The following is a 16,361-nucleotide window of genomic DNA, read 5'->3' as shown; positions in this document are numbered from 1 at the left end:
GGTCAGCGGCGCAGCAGCGGGGTCATCCGGGCGGCGGCGTCGTCGTCGAAGAGCCGGTCGTGGGTGGCGAGGGCGAAGCGGTCGGTCATCCCGGACACGTGGTCGACGACCTGGGTGACCAGGTCGGCCTCGGTGTCGCGGTAGGTCGGCGGGATGAGCTCGGGGTGGGCCAGGTGGTGGTCGACCAGCCGGCGGATGACGTCGATGGCCAGCTGCTTCTGCCCCGCGGCGGTCTCGGAGACGTAGACGTGCTCGAACATGAACGCCCGCAGCTCGTGCATCGCCGCCAGCGGCCCGGGCGCCATGACCACGCGGCCGCCGTCGGCCAGGGACCCCTCGACGACGGCGTCGACCATCGTCCCCACCATCGCGCTGCCGGGCTCGCCGAAGGCCGCGCGGGCGACCGCCGGGAGGTCGCCGGGCTGCAGCACGCCGGCGCGGACGGCGTCGAGCGCGTCGTGGGACAGGTAGGCGATCCGGTCGGCGTAGCGGACGCACTCGCCCTCGCGGGTGGCCGGGGGCGGGGTGATCTTCCAGCTGTGCGCGCGGATGCCGTCGCGCACCTCCACCGTGAGGTTGAGGTGCTCGAGCACCTCCACGATCCGCACCCCCTGCGCGGCGTGGTGCCAGCCGCCGGGCACGTAGGGGTCGAAGGCGTCCTCGCCGATGTGCCCGAAGGGTGAGTGGCCGACGTCGTGGGCCAGCGCGATCGCCTCGGCGAGGGTCTCGTTGAGGCCCAGCGCACGGGCGATCGCGCGGGCCACCTGGGTGACCTGCAGGGTGTGGGTGAGGCGGGTGACGAAGTGGTCGCCGTCGGGGTTGAGGAACACCTGCGTCTTGTGCTTGAGCCGGCGGAAGGCCTTGGCGTGCAGGATCCGGTCGCGGTCGCGCTCGAAGGCGGTGCGCAGCCGGTCCTCGGGCTCGTCGACGGCGCGGCCGCGGGTGGCCGCCGCGCGGGCCGCGGCCGGGGCCAGCGCGGACTCCGCCGCCTCGCGGGCCGCGCGGCCGGTGAGCCGGAACCCGCCGGACACTCAGCCCTCCTGCAGCGCGACACCGAGCAGCGCGTCGACGGCGTCGGCCACCATCGCCGGGGCGCCGTCCTCGGCCTCACCGTCACCGGCCAGGGTGGCCGCCGCCCAGGCGTCGACGACGGCGATCGCGCCGGGGCTGTCGAGGTCGTCGGCCAGCCGCTCGCGCAGCCCGGCGAGCACCGGCGCGGCCGGGGCGCCTGCGGGCAGCGCGGCCGCGCGGCGCCAGGTGGCCAGCCGCGCCTCGGCGGCCGACAGCAGGTCCGGCGTCCAGGCGCGGTCGGTGCGGTAGTGGCCCGACAGCAGCGCCAGCCGGATGGCCATCGGGTCGACGCCCTCGCCGCGCAGCTTGGAGACGAAGACGAGGTTGCCGCGGCTCTTGCTCATCTTCTCGCCGTCGAGGCCGATCATCGCCGCGTGCACGTAGGCGCGGGCGAAGGGCGTCTTCTCCCCCGTCTCGGCGGCGGTGAGCGCCTCGGCGTGGACGGCGGAGTACTCGTGGTGCGGGAAGACCAGGTCGCTGCCGCCGCCCTGCACGTCGAAGCCCGTGCCGATGGTGTCCAGCGCGATGGTGGCGCACTCGATGTGCCAGCCGGGCCGGCCGGCGATGCCGCGCGGGCCGGGCCAGGAGGGCTCGCCCTCGCGGCGGCCGCGCCACAGCAGCGGGTCGAGCCGGTTGCGCTTGCCGGGCCGGTCGGGGTCGCCGCCGCGCTCGGCCGACAGCGCCAGCATCGTGGCCTCGTCGTAGCCGGACTCCGCGCCGAAGCCGGGGGCCTGGGAGACGTCGTGGTAGACGTCGCCGGTGCCGTCGTCGAGCACGTAGGCCAGGCCCTCGTCGAGCAGGGTCTCCACCTGCGCGACGATCCGCGGGATGGCCGCCACCGCGCCGACGTAGTCCTCGGGCGGCAGCACGCGCAGCGCCGTCATGTCCTCGCGGAACAGCGCCGTCTCGCGCATGCCCAGGACGACCCAGTCCTCGCCGTCGCGCTCGGCGCGCTCGAGGAGGGGGTCGTCGATGTCGGTGACGTTCTGCACGTAGTGCACGGCGTGCCCGGCGTCGCGCCACACCCGGTTGACCAGGTCGAAGGCCAGGTAGGTGGCCGCGTGCCCGAGGTGGGTGGCGTCGTAGGGGGTGATGCCGCAGACGTACATCCGCGCCACCGAGCCGGGCTCGGTGGGCACCACCTCACCGCGCGCGGTGTCGAACAGGCGCAGCACCGGGCCGTGGCCCGGGAGGGTGGGGAGCAGCGGGGCGGGCCAGGCGAGCACGACGCCGAGCCTAGTTGCGTGTCCGGCCGTCCCCTCCGGAGCGCCCCGACCTGGGGACGGCGGCCGCCGGTCGTCGGTTCGGCTCCTGGCCCGCCAGGTCCCGACCTCGGGGGAGCACGGCAGGTGCAGGGTGGTCGCCCTGAGGAGGGGCAACGAGTCCGGCCGAGGGGCGATCCCCCTACCACCGTTGCCGGCGACCGCACACACTGCCGATACAGGAACGGCCGTTTCTGTCTGGATGAGCGATGGACGACGAGGACAGGACCGCCGTCGTCCTCGCTCTGGCCAACCACTGAGCGGAGCACCACGATGAGCGATCCCGGGAACCACGATCCCGAGCACCGCGGCGGGCCGCCGCAGGGCTACGGGCCCCCGCAGGGCTACGGGCCCCCGCAAGGCTACGGGCCCCCGCAGGGCTACGGGCCCCCGCAGGGCTACGGGCCCCCGCAGGGCTACGGGCCGCCGCAGGGCTACGGACCGCCGCAGGGCTACGGGCCCGCGCAGGGCTACGGGCCTCCTCCGGGGACGGCGGCGCAGATGCCGGCGCAGCGGACCAGAAAGCCGATCTACGGGCGGATCTGGTTCTGGCTGCTGATCGGCCTGGCCGTGGTCATCGCAGCGGCAGCCGGTGGGGCCGGGGGAAGCGCGACCACGGCCTCCGACCGCTCCACGCCCAGGGCTGAGCAATCCGCCGACAACGGAGGGTCGGCGGCTTCCTCCAGCCCGGCTCCCGCGCCGGCAGCGCCCCCGACCCCCAGTCCCAGTCCCACCCCCACACCGGCACCAGCGCCGGCACCGGCGACCACGTCGACGCCTGCACCTGTACCTGCACCCGCCCCCGAGCCGGCAGTGACGGTCAGCCAGCAGAACGCCCTGAGGAAGGCCGAGAGCTATCTGGACTACCAGGCGTTCTCGCGCTCGGGACTCATCGAGCAGCTCGAGTTCGAGGGCTTTCCGACGGCCGACGCCTCCTGGGCCGTCGACCAGCTGACCGTCGACTGGAACGAGCAGGCGGGCAAGAAGGCCGACAGCTACCTCGAGTTCCAGGCGTTCTCGCGCTCGGGACTCATCGAGCAGCTCGAGTTCGAGGGCTTCTCGACCGCCGAGGCCACCTGGGGCGTCGACAACACGCCCGTCGACTGGAACGAGCAGGCGGCGAAGAAGGCCGACAGCTATCTCGAGTTCCAGAGCTTCTCGCGCTCGGGCCTCGTCGACCAGCTCCTCTTCGAGGGGTTCACGCCCGAGCAGGCCGAGTACGGGGCCTCCGCGGTCGGCCTCTGACGGCGGGCACCCGGCCCCTGCCCTCCGGACGGGAGCCTCGACCGATCAGCCGGCGGCGAGTCGGATGCCACATCTCGTCGCCGGGTCAGGGCCGGGTCCCGGGATCGGCCGACGGCGACGGTGAGGCCGCTGCGGCCAGGGCCTCCGCGGCCGCGGCGACGTCGTCGAGGGCGAGCGCGGGGTCGAGGAGCCGGTGGAGCACCAGCCCGTCGAGGGCCGCCAGCAGGAGGGTCGCCAGCCCCTGCGGCTCGGCCTCCCCCGTCGCGGACAGCCAGGGCACCAGCCGGGCGCGGGCGTCGGCGAGCGCGGAGCGCACCAGCTCCCCGACCTCGGGGTCCTGCAGCGAGGCGACGACGAGCTCGGCGGTGATCCGCGCCGCCCGGGGCTCCTCCGGCTGAGCAGTGGTGCGCAGGACCGCCGCGACGCCCGCCGGCCAGGAGGTCTCGGCCGTGAGGGCGGCCACGGCGGGCTCGAAGACCTCGAGCACGGCCGTCTCGGCGACCGCCCGCTTCAGCGAGGGGAGCCCGCCGAAGTGGTAGTGCACGAGCCCCTGGTGCGTGCCGGCGCGTTCGGCGACGGCCCGCGCGGTCAGCCCCGACCACCCCCGCTCGGCGAGCAGCTCCAGACCCGCCCGGACCAGCTGGTCCCGCCGCCGCGCGCCGCGCGCCGATCCGGCCGGCCCGGTCCCGTCGTCGATCTCGTCCGGCACCCGCCCACCGTAGGGCCGCGACGCCGCCGTCCCTGGAGTCGGTCTTGACAGCGGCTTGGTCACTCGACCAAGTTAGCCGCATGGCCAACACCTGTCGAGACGGAGGGATCGACTGGGCGCTCCCGGACGGGCCCCCGGACTGGCTGCTGGGCACCGGCGCGGTGCCCGGCGAGCGCCGGCTGGTCGGGACGGCGAGCGTCGTGGCCACCGGGGCGGTGCTCGCCGTGGCCGCGGTCCAGGACGTCGCCTGGTCGTGGTGGCAGTGGGTGCTCGTCGCCGCGCTCACCGTGGACGTCGCCGGTGGCGTGGTGGCCAACGCGCTCGGGTCGGCCAAGCGCTTCTACCACTCACCGGTCCCGCCGGGGCTGCCCCTGCCGCAGCGCGTCCTCCGCAGCCCCGTCGGGTTCGCGGCGGTGCACGTGCACCCGTTCGTCCTGGCCGCGCTCCTCCCCGACGCCACCCTCGGCTGGGCCGCCGCCTGGTACGTGCTCTGCCTCGCCGGCACCGCGGCCGTCGTCGGCGTGCCCCTCCACCTGCGCCGGCCGCTGGCCGCGGCGATCGTGACGGTCGCGGTCGTCGCGGCGCCGCTGGTCGCGGCACCCGCCGGGCTGGCCTGGTTCGGGCCGGTCCTGGCCCTGAAGCTGGTCGCCGCGCACGCCGTCCGCGAGGAGCCCTACCGGCCCCTCACCGCCGTGCAGCGCGGCTGATCACGCCAGCCGGGCGTGCACACCGCGCGGCGCCGGTCGTCAGCGGCGGGGCAGCCCGATCAGCACGTCGTCCTGCCCGACCGGCGGGCGGGCATCCCCGTCACCGACCTGCCGCGCCGCCCGCCACTGCCCGGGTGCCCACGCGCGGGTCAGCAGGCCCTCGTCCGACAGCGCGACGAGGGCGCCCCCCTCGGTCGCCAGCAGCCCGGCCTCGATCCGCTCGTCCTCGCCCGCGGCGGTCTGCACGGTCCAGATCGGCATCCGGTTCTCCCCCCTCACGGCACCGCTCCCCGGCGCCCGGTGCCAGCAGACAACGGGGCCGGGTGCCCGGGTGCAACCCTCCCCCGGCGCGCCATGGCGGTCCGTAACGGAACGACAGAGGACGGATCGGGCGGGCGTCAGTCGTCCTCGTCGACCCAGTCGAGCGTGCGGGTGACCGCCTTCTGCCACTTGCGGTAGTAGCGCTCGCGCTGCTCGGCGGGCATCTGCGGGGTCCAGCGGCGGTCCTCGGCCCACTGCGCGGTCAGCTCGTCGCGGTCGGCCCAGAACCCGACCGCCAGGCCGGCGGCGTAGGCGGCCCCCAGCGCGGTGGTCTCGGCGATCCGGGGCCGGACGACGTCGACGCCGAGGACGTCGGCCTGGAACTGCATGAGCAGCTCGTTGACCACCATGCCGCCGTCGACCCGCAGCTCGCGCAGCGCCACCCCGCTGTCGGCGTCCATGGCCTCGACCACCTCGCGGGTCTGGTAGGCGGTGGACTCCAGCACCGCCCGCGCGACGTGCCCGCGGTCGACGTAGCGGGTCAGCCCGACCAGCGCGCCGCGGGCGTCGGAGCGCCAGTGCGGGGCGAACAGCCCGGAGAAGGCGGGCACGAAGTAGGCGCCGCCGTTGTCCTCCACCGAGCGGGCGACCGCCTCGATCTCACCGGCGCCGCCGATGAGCCGCAGGTTGTCGCGCAGCCACTGCACCAGCGAGCCGGTGACCGCGATCGAGCCCTCGAGGGCGTACACCGGCTTCTCCTCCCCCAGCCGGTAGCACACCGTGGTGAGCAGGCCGTTGTCGGAGCGGACCGCCGTCTCCCCGGTGTTGAGCAGCAGGAAGTTGCCGGTGCCGTAGGTGTTCTTCGCCATCCCCGGCGTGAAGCAGACCTGGCCGAAGGTCGCCGCCTGCTGGTCCCCCAGGGAGCCGGCGATCGGGACCCCGGCCAGCGCGCCGCCCTTGCGCCCCTCCCCGTAGACCTCGGAGTTGGAGCGGATCTCGGGCAGCATCGACAGCGGGATCCGCATCTCCGCGGCGATCGACTCGTCCCACTGCAGCGTGGCCAGGTCCATGAGCAGCGTGCGCGAGGCGTTGGTGACGTCGGTGAGGTGCAGCCCGCCGTCGGGGCCGCCGGTGGCGTTCCACAGCAGCCAGCTGTCGATCGTGCCCATCAGCAGCTCGCCGGCCTCGGCCCGCTCCCGGGCGCCCTCGACGTTGTCGAGGATCCACCTCACCTTGGGCCCGGCGAAGTAGGTGGCCAGCGGCAGGCCGGTGCGCTCCTTGTAGCGGTCGGCGCCGCCACCGAGCTCGCCGAGCTGCCGGCAGATCGCGTCGGTGCGGGTGTCCTGCCAGACGATCGCGTTGTACACCGGCTCGCCGGTGGCCCGGTCCCAGACGACGGCGGTCTCGCGCTGGTTGGTCAGCCCGACGGCGGCCAGGTCACCGGCGACGGCGTCGGCGCGGGCCAGCGCCAGCCCGACGACGTCGCGGGTGTTGCCCCAGATCTCCCCCGGGTCGTGCTCCACCCACCCGGCGCGCGGGAACACCTGCCGGTGCTCCTCCTGCGCGCTGGCGACGACCGACCCCGCGTGGTCGAAGACGATGCAGCGGGTGCTCGTCGTCCCCTGGTCGACGGCGGCGACGTACCGGGTCAACGCTGACCTCCTGGCTGGGATGGGACGGGTTCAGGCGGACGCGGCGAACGGCCGGATCTCGGGTGCCTGCAGGCGGGCGCGCTCGGCGGAGGTGTCGTCGGGCATCGCCTCGGCGGCCCGCTCGGCCTCGACCCGCGCCAGGTAGGTGGCGATCTCGCGCTCGCGCTGCGCGTCGTCCCAGCCCAGCAGCCGGGCCATCAGCTCCGCGGCCGGGCGGGCCGACGCCGTCCCGCGGTCGGCCTGCTCGTAGGACAGCCGGGTGCGGCGGGTGAGCACGTCCTCCAGGTGCAGCGCGCCCTCGGCGGTGACGGCGTAGACGACCTCGGCGCGCACGTAGTCCGGCGCGCCCTCCAGCGGCCGGCCGAGGTCGGGGTCGGCGTCGACGAGGGCGAGCAGCTCGTCGACGAGGCTGCCGTAGCGGTCGAGCAGGTGCTCCACCCGGGTCTCGGTCCAGCCGTGCGCGCGGGCGAGGTGGGCCTTGCGGTTCCAGCGCACCCGGTAGCCGTCGGCGCCGGCCAGCGGCAGCTCCTCGGTCAGCGAGGCCGGGACCGGCGCGTCGGGGTCCTCGCCGGGGGCGCGGTCGGCCAGCGCCATGTCGACGACGTCGCGGGCCATGACCCGGTAGGTCGTGTACTTGCCGCCGGCGATGACGGTCAGCCCGGGCCGCACGGTGGCCACGGTGTGCTCCCGGGACACCTTCGTCGTCGCCGCACCCTCCTCACCGACCGGCTGCAGCAGCGGCCGCAGCCCGGTGTAGACCCCGACGACGTCGTCGCGCGACAGCGGCCGCTCCAGCACCTCGTTGGCGCGCTCGAGGAGGTAGTCGACGTCGGCGGCGGAGGCGACGGGGTGGTCCTTGGCCAGGTCCCACGGCGTGTCGGTGGTGCCGATCACCCAGTGGGTGGGCCACGGGATGATGAACAGCACGCTCTTCTCGGTGCGCAGGATGATGCCGTCCTCGCCGGCGATGACCTCGCGCGGGACGGCGATGTGCACCCCCTTCGACGCCCGCACGGTGAGGCCCTGGGCGCGGAAGAGCTCCTGGGTCTGGTCGGTCCACACCCCGGTGGCGCCGACGACGTGGCGGGCGCGGATGGTCAGCTCGCGGCCGGTCTCCAGGTCGACGGCGCGCACGCCGGCGACCCGGCCGTCCTCCTCCAGGTAGCCGACCACCTGGGTGCGGCTGGCGGCCAGCGCGCCGTGGCCGACGGCGGTGCGCACCAGCACCTGCACGAGGCGGGCGTCGTCGACCTTGGCGTCCCAGTAGCGGATGGCGCCGACGGCGGCGTCCTCCCGCAGCGACGGCGCCACCCGGCGCAGCGCCTTCTTCGACAGGTGCCGGTGCAGCGGCACGCCCTGCCCGCCGACGCGGCCGAGCAGCCCGCCGAGGACGTCGTAGAGCGCGATGCCGGCGCCGGTGTAGGCCCGCTCCCACACCCGGTGGCGCAGCGGGTAGAGGAACGGCACCGGGTGCACCAGGTGCGGGGCGAGCCGGCCGACGAGCAGGCCGCGCTCGTGCAGCGCCTCGCGGACGAGGGCGAAGTCGAGCATCTCCAGGTAGCGCAGCCCGCCGTGGACGAGCTTGCTCGCGCGGCTGGAGGTGCCCGAGGCCCAGTCGCGCTGCTCGACCAGGCCGACGGTGAGGCCGCGGCTGGCCGCGTCGAGGGCGGCGCCGGCGCCGGTCACCCCACCGCCGATGACCAGGACGTCGAGCACGTCGGCGGACATGCGGGCGAGGGCGCGCGTGCGGACCTCGGGCGAGAGGGCGGTGGACACCAGCAGCACTCCTGGGTGGGGACCATGGCAGTGCGCGGGCCGGGACCCGCGCACACCCGCGAGTCTCCCCCACCGGCGACGCCGGCGGGTGGCCCGGTCGGCCGCCGGTGGCGTTAGCGTCGCCGGGCGGGCACGAGGAGGGACGGCGATGCACACCGACCGGATGCACCCCCATGCGATGGACACCTCGGAGTACCTGCCGGCGCTGAGCCGGACCGACGCCCGCTTCGCCGACGCCGCCGCCGAGGCCGTGCTGGCCGCGGGCTGGCGGGCACCGGTCCCCGGCTGCCCGGACTGGACGCTCACCGACCTGGTGCGCCACCTCGGCGAGGTGCAGCACTTCTGGGCCTGGGTGGTGCGCACCCGGGCCACCTCCCCGGAGGGCTACCCAGAGCCGCCGCGCCACCCCGACGACGAGCTGCTCGGCTGGTCGGTCGCGCAGGCCGCGGAGCTGGAGACGGCGCTGGCCGCCGCCGACCCCGCCGACCCGGTGTGGACGTGGGCGCCGCCGCACGACGTCGCCTGGGTGCTGCGCCGGCAGTGCCACGAGGCGGTGGTGCACACCGCCGACGTCGAGCAGGTCCTCGGCGACGTCCGGCCCATCCCGGCCCGGCTCGGGCTCGACGGCCTCGACGAGTGGCTGGAGGTCATCGTCCCCGGCGCGCTGCCCGACGGGCCGCCTCCGGGCGCGCACCCGGTGGTGCTGCACGCCATCGACGCGGGGGTGGAGCGGACGCTGTTCGCCGGGTCGCGCCCGCGCCCGGTGGCCACGCTGCGCGGCAACGCCGGCGACCTGCTGCTGGCCTGCTGGCGGCGACTGCCGCTGGAGGTGCTCACCGTCGACGGCGACGGCCTGCAGGCGGCCGCGATGATCGGCGCCGTGCGGACGGAGTAGCCCCGCTCAGGGCCACGTGCGGGCGTGGCGCTCGAACGCCTCGCCGGTCTGGACGCCGACGACGCAGAACACCAGCCCGGCGGGGTCGGTCATCTGCCAGAAGGAGCCCATGTCGGCCTCCCGCCGGGCGCCGAGGGCCTCCAGCCGCGCGACCTCGGCGGGGATGTCGTCGGTCTCGACGTCGACGTGCCAGCGCGGCGGCGTCCCCTCCCCGGTGCGCTGGACCTCGAGGGAGACGGCGCCGCCGAGGAACCCGAGGGAGTTCCAGGTGGGGTCGGCCATGTCGGGTTCGACGGGGTTGCCGGTGGCCGCCGACCAGAAGTCGAGGCCGGCGGGGTGCACCTCCGGCGGCAGGTCGAGCAGCAGGACGGCGAGGCGGCTGCGGTGCGGCATGCCGGTCAGGCTGGCAGAGCGGGTGCGCCGGCGCCGGGTTCCGGGGCGTCGAACGCGGCGCGGGCGCACACGCGCTCGAGGGTGTGCGCCGGCGCCGGGTTCCGGGGCGTCGAACGCGGCGCGGGCGCACACGCGCTCGAGGGTGTGCGCCGGCGCCGGGTTCCGGGGCGTCGAACGCGGCGCGGGCGCACACGCGTCGCTCAGAAGGGCGGCCAGGGCAGCGCGGGCCAGTGCCCCGACGGCTCGGGGTGCAGCTTGCTGCGCAGCAGCTCGGCCACCCGCTGCTGCGTGCAGCGAACCTCGCGGCGGGTCAGGTGTTCGTGCAGCGCCTCGCCGAGGTCACCGCGCAGGTCCTCGGCCAGCCGCTCGAGCACCTCCAGCGCCGCCAGGGGCAGCGGCTTGCCCGCCCAGCGCCACAGCAGGGTGCGCAGCTTGGGGTCGGGCGAGAAGCAGATGCCGTGGTCGACGCCGTACACGTGGCCCTCGGCCGTGGGGATGATGTGCCCGCCCTTGCGGTCGGCGTTGTTGACCACGGCGTCGAACACCGCCATGCGGCGCAGCCCGGGGTGGTCGGAGCGGACGAAGGCGGCCAGGTCGACGGCGGGGTCGCCGTCGATCCACAGCTGCACCATGCCGGGGCCGAAGGGGCCCTCGCGCAGCACGGTGGGCGGCACGACACCCCACCCGGTGGCCTCGCTGACCAGCGCCGCCGACACCTCGCGGCCGGCCAGGGTGCCGTCGGGGAAGTCCCACAGCGGCCGCTCGCCGGCGACCGGCTTGTACACGCACTCGGCCTCGAGCGCGGCGGTGCGGATGGCGCCGACCAGCGTGACGTTGCTGGCGTCGAGCATGCGCCCCTCGAGGTCGATCTCCCCCTCGAGCAGCAGGGCGCGCGCCTCCGCGTCGCTGCCCGGCGCGCGCAGCTCCTGCGCCGGCCGACCGCTGGTCATCGCACCGGCCCCGTGCTCAGCGGCGGTAGCCGTTCTGCCGCGGGCACACGTGCCCGGTGGGGTCCAGCGGCAGCGAGCACAGCGGGCAGGAGGGGCGGCCGGCGGCGACGACGCGGCGCGCCCGGGCGACGAAGGACCGCGCCGCGCCGGGGGTGATGGTGACCCGCAGCGCGTCGGGGCCCTCCTCGGCGTCGGAGAGGATGGCCTCCTCGTCGACCGGCTCGTCGGTGGCGGCGACGGCCTCCACGACGACGGCCTGCGCCTCGCCGTCCCAGGCCAGCCCCATCGCCGCGACGCGGAACTCCTCGTCGACGGGGGCGGTGAGCGGCTCGAGGTCGTCGACGTCGGCGGTCGCGGGGACGACGGTGCCGGGCCGGGAGGCGATCTCGTCGAGCAGCTCGTCCATGCGCTCGGCGAGCACCTGCACCTGCGACTTCTCCAGCGCGACGCTGACCACGCGGCCGTCGTCGTCGGAGGCCTGCAGGTAGAAGGTGCGATCCCCCGGCTGACCCACCGTGCCGGCGACGAACCGGGTCGGACGCTCGAAACGGAAGACCTGGCGCGGCACGCTGCCAGGTTACGCGGCGGTACGGACACCGGCCGCGACGTCGGGGACCGCGCCGTCAGGTGGCGCCGGCTCCCCCGCCGACGACGGCGTCGGAGTCCCTGCCCCGCCGGCGGCGGGGGCGCTTCTTCGGCGGGACGAGCGCGGCGACGTCGCCGCCGGTGTCGTTGACCCGGACGACGAAGGGGCGGGTCTGGGTGTAGCTGACCACCGAGATCGACGCCGGGTCGACGACGATCCGCTGGAAGGCGTCCAGGTGCAGGCCCAGCGCGTCGGCCAGGACGGCCTTGATGACGTCGCCGTGGGAGCAGGCCAGCCACACCGCGTCGGGGCCCAGCCGGGCGTTCCACTCGCGGACGGCGGCCACCGCGCGGGCCTGGGTCTGCGCCAGCCCCTCACCCTCGGGGCCGGGGAACACCGCGGCGGAGGGGTGCTGCTGCACGACCTTCCACAGCGGCTCCTTGACCAGCTCCTTGAGCGACCGCCCGGTCCAGTCGCCGTAACGGGCCTCGCCGAGGCGGTCGTCGGTCCGCAGCTCGAGGTCGCGGCCGTCGAGCACCGCCCCGGCGGTCTGCCGGCAGCGGTCGAGCGGGCTGCTCACCACCGCGGCCAGCGGCACGGGCGCGAGCCGGGCGCCCACCGCGGCCGCCTGCGCCTGCCCGGTCTCGTCCAGCTCGACGCCGGGACTCCAGCCGGCCAGCACGCCGCCGGCGTTCGCCGTCGTCCGGCCGTGTCGCAGGAGGATGACGGTGGTCACGGCGCCGAGCGTATGGGACCGGCGCCGTCGGCCTCCCCCACCGCGGGTTCGGTGAGCTGCTGGAACGGCCCTCCTCCAGGGGCCCGCCGCGAGCGTGCGAGCGGTGGGGGCAGGAGGGCCCCTCGTCAGTTCGGCGCGAGCACCCCGGCGCCGACCAGCGCCAGCAGCGCCAGGCCGAGCACCACCCGGTAGACGACGAACGGGGTGAAGGTGCCGCGGTCGAGGTAGCGCAGCAGCCAGGCGATGACCGACAGCCCGACGCCGAAGGCGATCACCGTGGCCAGCACGGTCGGCCCCCAGGAGATCGTCTCGCCCTCGACGCCGCCGGTGAACGTCTCGTAGACCTGGAAGAAGCCCGACCCGAGCACCGCCGGGATGGCCAGCAGGAACGAGTAGCGGGCGGCCGCGGCGCGGGTGTAGCCGAGGAACAGGCCCATCGTGATGGTGCCGCCGGAGCGGGAGACGCCGGGCACCAGCGCCATCGCCTGCGCCAGCCCGAACAGCAGCCCGTCGCGGACGGTCAACCGGCGCAGCTCGCGGTCCTTGCGGCCCACCCGGTCGGCCCAGTAGAGGACCAGCGAGAACGCGACCAGCGCGATCGCCACGATCCGCAGGTCGCGGAAGGTCGTCTCGATGTCGTCCTGGAACAGCAGCCCGAGGACCACGATCGGGATGCTGCCGACGATGATCAGCCAGCCCATCCGGGCGTCGGGGTCCGACCGCAGCGAGCGGTCGGTCAGCGCCCGCAGCCACGCGACCACGATCCGCGCGATGTCCCTGCGGAAGTACAGCAGGACGGCGGCCTCGGTGCCGATCTGCGTGATCGCGGTGAACGCCGCGCCCGGGTCACCCCAGCCCGACGCCTCCCCGACCACCCGCAGGTGCGCGCTGGAGGAGATCGGCAGGAACTCCGTCAGGCCCTGCACCAGCCCCAGGACGATCGCCTCGAACCACCCCACGCCGCTCAGCCCCGGCGGCGGGTCGGGCGGCGGACAGGGCGGGACGGGGGTCGCGACGGCACGGGGGGACAGCCTAGGCGCGCCGCCGCGGCCGACCCGGGCACGACCCGGCGCGGCGCCGTCCACACCCGCCGCGCCCCCCGGCTCCCGTCGGCCGGCGGCGGTAGGTTGGCCCGTCGTGGAACAACGGGCGCTGGGGCGCAGCGGCCTGGTCGTCTCCCGGCTGGCGCTGGGCACCATGACCTGGGGCCGGGACACCGACGAGGACGAGGCGGCGATGCAGCTGACCGCCTTCGTCGACGCCGGCGGCACCCTCGTCGACACCGCCGACGTCTACTGCGACGGCGACAGCGAGCGCACCCTGGGCCGGCTGCTGGCCGACGTCGTCCCCCGCTCGGAGGTACTGCTGGCCACCAAGGCGGTGGGGCGCACCGGCCCCGGCCCGCTGGGCCGCGGCGCCTCCCGCGGGCACCTGCTCAGCGCCCTGGACGCCTCGCTACGGCGGCTGGGCGTCGACCACGTCGACCTGTGGCAGCTGCACGCCTGGGACGACCTCACGCCGCTGGAGGAGACCCTCACGGCCTGCGACGCCGCCGTCGCCTCCGGCCGGGTGCGCTACGTGGGGGTCAGCAACTTCACCGGCTGGCAGACCGCGCAGGCGGCCACCTGGCAGCGCGCCTGGCCCGGGCGGACGCCGCTGGTGAGCACCCAGGTGGAGTACTCGCTGCTGCAGCGCGGCATCGAGCGCGAGGTGGTGCCCGCCGCGGAGGCGCTCGGGCTGGGCGTGCTCCCCTGGTCGCCCCTGGGCCGCGGGCTGCTCACCGGCAAGTACCGCACCGGGACGCCGGAGGGCTCCCGCGGCGCCTCGGCGCAGTGGGCCGGGTTCCTCGACGACCTGCGCTCGGCCACCGCCGACCGGATCGTGGAGGCCGTGGTCACCGCCGCCGACGGGCTGGGCACCACCCCGCTGGCCGTCGCGCTGGCCTGGGTGCGGGACCGGCCCGGCGTCGTCGCCCCGGTGGTCGGCGCGCGCACCGCCGTGCAGCTGCAGGAGTCCCTCGACGCGGAGGCGGTGCGGCTGCCGGCGGCGATCCGGACGGCGCTCGAGGACGTCTCCGCGCCGCACTTCTCCTACCCCGACCAGCGGGCCGCCCGATGACGACTCCCTCGACCAGCACGGCACCCTCTCCCGCCGCGCCGGACCCGGTCTTCGCCGCCTTCTGCGCGGCCGGGCTGTGGCCGAGCCTGGGCAAGCGGGCGGCCGCCGAGCTGCCCGCCGCCGGCATCACCACGCCCGACGACGTCACCGTCGCCAAGCTGCTCAAGCTCCCGCGGGTGGGCAAGCAGCGCGCCGAGCGGCTGTTCTCCTCCTTCCTCGCCGCGGCGCCCACCTACGACGTCGTCACGCTGCTGGTGCGGGCCGGGCTGGAGGCGAAGCTGGCGTCCTCGGCCGCCGACACCCTCGGCGACGACGCCGCCCGCCGGCTGCGCGACGACCCGTGGGCGCTGCTCGGCCTGCACGGCGTCACCCTCACCGACGCCGACCGGCTGGCGATCTCCGTCCTGCCCGGCGCCGACCGGCAGGACGGCCGCCGCGGCCGCGCGATCGTCGTCATGACGCTGCGCACCGCCAGCCGCGACGGGCACACCGTGCTGCCGGCCGACCTGGTGGTGGCCGCGCTGCGCGCCGAGGGTGTCGCCGACCCCGCGGCGGCGATCGTGGCGGCGGTCGAGTCCGGCGACGTGCTCGACCACGACCCGCCCGAGCCGGAGTGGGACGAGGACTCCGACACCGGACCCCCCGAGCCCGACCCGGCGCTGCGCACGCTGTCGCTGGCCCGCTACGGCATGGCCGAGGAGGCCGTCGCCGAGGGCGTGGCGCGGCTGGCCGCCACCGCGGAGCGGATCGCCGACCCCGCCGCGGTCCGGTCGGTGGCCAAGGGCCTCGACGAGGCGCAGAAGCAGGCCGTCGCCCAGGTGCTCGGCGCCGGCGTCTCGCTGCTCACGGGCGGGCCGGGCACCGGCAAGAGCCGCACCGTGGCCGCCGTCGTCCGGCTGCTGCGGGCCAAGGGCGCCGAGGTGGCGCTGGCCGCCCCCACCGGCCGGGCGGCCAAGCGGCTGGAGGAGCTCACCGACCACCCGGCGGTGACCGTGCACCGGCTGCTGGGCGCGCAGGGCTTCGGCGGCGGGTTCGCCCGCAACGAGGAGTGGCCCCTCGACGCCGAGGTCGTCGTCGTCGACGAGGCCTCCATGCTCGACGTCGAGCTCACCGCGGCGCTGCTGGAGGCCTGCCCCGACGGCACCCACCTGCTGCTCGTCGGCGACCCGGCGCAGCTGCCCTCGATCGGCCCGGGCCACGTGCTCGGCGACCTCATCGACTCCGGCGCGGTCCCGGTGACCGAGCTGACCACGCTCTACCGGCAGGCCGAGGGCGGGGCGATCGCCCGGCTGGCGTCGGCGGTGCGGACCGGGCAGCTGCCGCCGGTGGACTCCCCCGACCGCGAGGTCGTCGTCGTGCCCGCCACGGGCAGCGGCGAGGCGGCGCGGCGGGTGGTGCAGCTGGTCACCGACTCCATCCCCCGGGCGCTGAAGATCGAGGCGCGGAACGTGCAGGTGGTGACGCCGGTGCACCGCGGGCCGGCCGGCACCATCGAGCTGAACCGGGCGCTCAAGGAGCGGCTCAACCCCGGCGAGGGCACGGTGTTCGGCTTCGACGTCGGCGACCGGGTGGTGGCCACCGCCAACCACCTCGACCTGGAGCCGATCGGGTTCGCCAACGGCGAGGTCGGCGTGGTCACCGCCACCGGCGAGGGCTCGCTGACCGTCGACTTCGCCTCCGGGCCGGTCACCGTGCCCGGCGACGCGCTGCCCGACCTCAAGCACGGCTGGGCGATCACCGTGCACCGCGCGCAGGGGTCGGAGTGGCCCGGCGTCGTCGTGGTGCTGCCGCCGGAGGCCGGGGGGATGCTGTCGCGGCCGCTGGTCTACACCGCCCTCACGCGGGCGCAGCAGCACCTGTCGATCGTGCACGCCTCGGGTGCGGCGCTGGCGCGGGCGGTGCGGGAGGTCGACGTCCGGCCGCGGCGCACCCGCCTGGCCCGCCTGCTGCGCGAGGAGGCGTCCCAGGCATAGGAAGCGCTCCGCACGTCCCGGGGCCCG

16 protein-coding genes are annotated in these 16,361 nt (G+C 75.9%); 5 read left to right on the top strand and 11 right to left on the bottom strand.

What is annotated here, in order from left to right; genetic code table 11:
• Nucleotides 1–2: 2 nt before the first annotated feature.
• The gene (locus tag CHC04_RS10085; RefSeq protein ID WP_089403764.1) at nucleotides 3–1,031 is read right to left on the bottom strand and encodes an HD domain-containing protein; all 1,029 of its coding nucleotides are present in this window, start codon (nucleotides 1,029–1,031) and stop codon (nucleotides 3–5) included.
• Nucleotides 1,032–2,297 (bottom strand): cysteine--1-D-myo-inosityl 2-amino-2-deoxy-alpha-D-glucopyranoside ligase, encoded by a 1,266-nt coding sequence (mshC, locus tag CHC04_RS10080; RefSeq protein ID WP_089403763.1) that lies wholly within the window; start codon nucleotides 2,295–2,297, stop codon nucleotides 1,032–1,034.
• 849 nt (nucleotides 2,298–3,146) lie between these two features.
• Between mshC and CHC04_RS24545 the strand changes: the two genes are divergently transcribed.
• Nucleotides 3,147–3,578 carry an Ltp family lipoprotein gene (locus CHC04_RS24545; RefSeq protein ID WP_217897283.1) on the top strand — a complete coding sequence of 144 codons (432 nt, stop codon included), beginning with the start codon at nucleotides 3,147–3,149 and terminating at the stop codon, nucleotides 3,576–3,578.
• Between the two features lie 85 nt (nucleotides 3,579–3,663).
• On the opposite strand, the gene CHC04_RS10065 is transcribed toward CHC04_RS24545, so the two are convergent.
• Nucleotides 3,664–4,287: a TetR/AcrR family transcriptional regulator gene (locus CHC04_RS10065; protein ID WP_176449928.1), complete on the bottom strand. Its 624-nt coding sequence runs from the start codon at nucleotides 4,285–4,287 to the stop codon at nucleotides 3,664–3,666.
• 80 nt (nucleotides 4,288–4,367) lie between these two features.
• Between CHC04_RS10065 and CHC04_RS10060 the strand changes: the two genes are divergently transcribed.
• Nucleotides 4,368–4,994 (top strand): hypothetical protein, encoded by a 627-nt coding sequence (locus CHC04_RS10060; protein ID WP_089403761.1) that lies wholly within the window; start codon nucleotides 4,368–4,370, stop codon nucleotides 4,992–4,994.
• Nucleotides 4,995–5,033: 39 nt separating this feature from the next.
• Here the strand turns inward: CHC04_RS10060 and CHC04_RS10055 are convergent, their stop codons facing one another.
• From CHC04_RS10055 to CHC04_RS10045, 3 genes are all read right to left on the bottom strand, one after another.
• Nucleotides 5,034–5,255, bottom strand: coding sequence for a hypothetical protein (locus CHC04_RS10055; RefSeq protein ID WP_089403760.1), 222 nt, complete (start codon nucleotides 5,253–5,255; stop codon nucleotides 5,034–5,036).
• 137 nt (nucleotides 5,256–5,392) lie between these two features.
• Complete coding sequence (glpK, locus tag CHC04_RS10050) at nucleotides 5,393–6,907, bottom strand: glycerol kinase GlpK (protein ID WP_089403759.1); 1,515 nt, start codon at nucleotides 6,905–6,907, stop codon at nucleotides 5,393–5,395.
• 30 nt (nucleotides 6,908–6,937) lie between these two features.
• Complete coding sequence (locus tag CHC04_RS10045; protein ID WP_245817096.1) at nucleotides 6,938–8,683, bottom strand: glycerol-3-phosphate dehydrogenase/oxidase; 1,746 nt, start codon at nucleotides 8,681–8,683, stop codon at nucleotides 6,938–6,940.
• Between the two features lie 148 nt (nucleotides 8,684–8,831).
• On the opposite strand from CHC04_RS10045, the gene CHC04_RS10040 reads away from it, so the two are divergent.
• Nucleotides 8,832–9,578, top strand: a complete 747-nt coding sequence (locus CHC04_RS10040; protein WP_245817095.1) for a maleylpyruvate isomerase family mycothiol-dependent enzyme — start codon at nucleotides 8,832–8,834, stop codon at nucleotides 9,576–9,578.
• A gap of 6 nt (nucleotides 9,579–9,584) precedes the next feature.
• On the opposite strand, the gene CHC04_RS10035 is transcribed toward CHC04_RS10040, so the two are convergent.
• From CHC04_RS10035 to CHC04_RS10015, 5 genes are all read right to left on the bottom strand, one after another.
• Entirely contained in the window at nucleotides 9,585–9,971 is a 387-nt protein-coding gene (locus CHC04_RS10035) for a VOC family protein (RefSeq protein ID WP_089403758.1), read from the bottom strand.
• Between the two features lie 200 nt (nucleotides 9,972–10,171).
• Nucleotides 10,172–10,921 carry an SCO1664 family protein gene (locus CHC04_RS10030; RefSeq protein ID WP_089403757.1) on the bottom strand — a complete coding sequence of 250 codons (750 nt, stop codon included), beginning with the start codon at nucleotides 10,919–10,921 and terminating at the stop codon, nucleotides 10,172–10,174.
• Between the two features lie 16 nt (nucleotides 10,922–10,937).
• A complete protein-coding gene (locus tag CHC04_RS10025; protein WP_089403756.1) occupies nucleotides 10,938–11,489 on the bottom strand; it encodes a DUF3090 family protein in 552 nt (183 codons plus the stop codon).
• 55 nt (nucleotides 11,490–11,544) lie between these two features.
• The gene (locus CHC04_RS10020; protein ID WP_089403755.1) at nucleotides 11,545–12,243 is read right to left on the bottom strand and encodes a histidine phosphatase family protein; all 699 of its coding nucleotides are present in this window, start codon (nucleotides 12,241–12,243) and stop codon (nucleotides 11,545–11,547) included.
• Nucleotides 12,244–12,368: 125 nt separating this feature from the next.
• Nucleotides 12,369–13,202 (bottom strand): undecaprenyl-diphosphate phosphatase, encoded by an 834-nt coding sequence (locus tag CHC04_RS10015; RefSeq protein ID WP_089403754.1) that lies wholly within the window; start codon nucleotides 13,200–13,202, stop codon nucleotides 12,369–12,371.
• 178 nt (nucleotides 13,203–13,380) lie between these two features.
• Here CHC04_RS10015 and CHC04_RS10010 point away from each other — a divergent pair, with 178 nt between their 5' ends.
• Both CHC04_RS10010 and CHC04_RS10005 read left to right on the top strand, forming a co-directional pair.
• Nucleotides 13,381–14,361 carry an aldo/keto reductase gene (locus CHC04_RS10010; RefSeq protein WP_089403753.1) on the top strand — a complete coding sequence of 327 codons (981 nt, stop codon included), beginning with the start codon at nucleotides 13,381–13,383 and terminating at the stop codon, nucleotides 14,359–14,361.
• Nucleotides 14,358–16,334, top strand: coding sequence for an AAA family ATPase (locus CHC04_RS10005; protein WP_089403752.1), 1,977 nt, complete (start codon nucleotides 14,358–14,360; stop codon nucleotides 16,332–16,334). The genes CHC04_RS10010 and CHC04_RS10005 overlap by 4 nt, the downstream gene beginning before the upstream one ends.
• Nucleotides 16,335–16,361: the final 27 nt, after the last annotated feature.

The organism is Geodermatophilus saharensis (genome assembly GCF_900188205.1).
Classification (GTDB): domain Bacteria; phylum Actinomycetota; class Actinomycetes; order Mycobacteriales; family Geodermatophilaceae; genus Geodermatophilus; species Geodermatophilus saharensis.
This window is presented reverse-complemented; position numbering and strand designations above follow the sequence as displayed.